Here is a 1,432-nt window from a genome sequence, read left to right as displayed (position 1 = left end):
CAGAAAGTCCAGACCGCGCGCTTGCCCGGCCCCACCACCAGCGTGGACGTGCCGAGCCGCTCCGTGTGCGGGGCGACCGAGCGGTTCAGCGCGAACTCCACCCGCTTGAGCCCCGTCTGTCCCTTCGGCACCTCGTCGAACCGCATGGTGGTGCCGCCGCCCACCGCCACCAGCCCGGTCTGGTCCACGAACACCGAGAACCCGCCCGCCCGCAGCAGCGGCACGGTGTGCACCAGGTCCGCGGCGGTCACGGCGACGTGAATCAGGGTGATGTCGCGCATCAGCCGGTTCCGGTACTCGTCCGGCAGGTAGCGCTCCCGGCTGACGTCACCGGGGAACCGCGCGGGACCGACCTTGCTGCGCGGGTCGTCGAGGTACTCGTCGCGGTACTCCATGCCCCAGGCGCCGAACTTCTCGTAGCGCTCGGTCAGGAACACGGCGTCGAACCACGGCACCGGCTTGCCGTCGCCGAAGTCCCGGGTCTGGGTGAAGTCGATCGGTTTCCGGCCGGCGGCGCGCAGGCGGGCCTTGACGGCATCGAGGTCACCGTCGTGCTCTGTCGAGAGGCCCAGACCGGCGGAGCCCAGTTCGCCGTCCGAGCCGCCCGCGTCGCCGATGCCGTACAACTCCAGATAGGTCTCGCGGCCGCGTAGATAGCGGCCTGTCCACTTCTTGCCGTCGGCACCTGTGGTCGTGCGGACTTCGAAGTCGGCGAACTTCTTGATGTAGGCGGAGTGTTCGATGGCGTCCGCGGTGGCGCGGTCGAACGTGCCCCAAGCGTGGTTGTAGAACAACAACTGGCGCTCCTCCGCCTGTGCCGGTCCCACGGCACCGAGCACCAGCAACACGGCCAAGATCATGCAGAACACTCGTCGGGTCCCCATGCTGGGATCGTATGACCGGGCCGCTCAAGCCGGACTCAAGTCGGCTGCCCTAGCACGGCCATCCGGTTCCACGCCGGCGACGAGGCACCCGCCGCGGACATCGCCAGCGCGGTGATCTCCGGATCCGCCACCGGCATCTCCTGCCGCGACGACAGCCATGCCGCCGCCCGCCTCGCCAGCGCGGGCAGCCGCGGATCGTCCGGCGACCAGTCGAACGCCTCGTCGTAGCCGAGACAGATCTCCCGGAACTCGGGATCGGCCAGCGCATCGGTCTTGTCCGCGAGCCACACCGCCGCCTCGTCCGGCGCGACGGACTGCATGAGCACCCAGACCTCGCGTTCCATCCGCACGCCCCGCTCGCTCACACCGATCTCCCGGAGCCGGTCGAGCATCGCGGCGGCCTCGGCGGACACGAACAACGCGCTGCCCGCCCGCAGCCGCCCGACCTTCTCGCGGGCGAGCCGGATCTCCTCTTCCCGCAGGCGCAGCGCCGCGTCGATCTCGGTGATCGACGCGGCGAACTCCTCCTCGCCCGCGGCCAGCAGCTC

General features: G+C 70.3%; 2 protein-coding genes. Both read right to left on the bottom strand.

Annotated elements, in window-relative coordinates; translation table 11 throughout:
• Nucleotides 1-884: DUF5829 family protein (locus tag B0F77_RS27825; RefSeq protein ID WP_211294059.1), on the bottom strand; the 884-nt coding region annotated here is incomplete at its 3' end.
• Nucleotides 885-919: 35 nt separating this feature from the next.
• Nucleotides 920-1,432, bottom strand: a 513-nt coding sequence (locus B0F77_RS48095) for a hypothetical protein (protein WP_086665954.1), incomplete at its 5' end; no start/stop codon positions are given.

The sequence above is a fragment of the Lentzea kentuckyensis genome (genome assembly GCF_002150765.1).
GTDB lineage: Bacteria > Actinomycetota > Actinomycetes > Mycobacteriales > Pseudonocardiaceae > Lentzea > Lentzea kentuckyensis.
This window is presented reverse-complemented; position numbering and strand designations above follow the sequence as displayed.